Here is a 646-nt window from a genome sequence, read left to right as displayed (position 1 = left end):
GATATGTTTTTTTAGCAATGACTTTCTTTTTGTTTTATGCTTCAGTTGGTTTTTTTGGCTTGGAAAGTAGTTTGATTCGATATGTTGGTTCAGCATATGATGAAGAGAAAGTTGAAAAGATTAGCGAGTATGCATTATCTGCTGTAGCTATCGTTACCTTTTCCTCGGTAATGATTATATGTGTCCATTACTTTGTTATTTCTGATTTATTGTTGTATTTCTCAGTGAGTGAAGTGGTCGTTGATGTTCTAGCAATTTACATTCTTAGTTTGATCCCATACTCGCTATGCGTTGTGTTTTGTTCAATTCTCCGTTGCGTAAATAAAGCATCGTTAGCTGTTTTGTTAGACTCGGTTTTAATTCCTTTTATAAGTACGTTTGTTTTGTATTTTGTTTTTGATTTGAATGGTAGTGATGATGTCAATTTGATAGGTTATATAAATTTGTTTTCTAGTGTTGTGGCTTTTTTAATACCATTGTTTTTTATATTTCCTTATGTTTCATGTAGGAAATTTTCTAAATTGTACGTTTCTAGATTAGTTAAAGCTGGATTTCCGATGTTGGCTGCAGGATTGGTTGTTTTTTTTACTTCCCTTGCGCCAATGTTTTTCCTTGAAAGATCGTTTGGCGGGGAAGAGGTTGCTAA

Annotated in this window: 1 protein-coding gene; it reads left to right on the top strand. The window is 33.1% G+C overall.

Annotated elements, in window-relative coordinates; genetic code table 11:
- Positions 1 to 646: MATE family efflux transporter (locus QWI17_RS19470; RefSeq protein WP_302724195.1), on the top strand; the 646-nt coding region annotated here is incomplete at both ends.

Origin of the sequence: Gilvimarinus gilvus (assembly GCF_030518155.1) — a bacterium.
Classification (GTDB): Bacteria; Pseudomonadota; Gammaproteobacteria; order Pseudomonadales; family Cellvibrionaceae; genus Gilvimarinus; species Gilvimarinus gilvus.
Note: the sequence above shows the minus strand (reverse complement) of the source record. Positions and strands in the feature narration are given on the sequence as shown.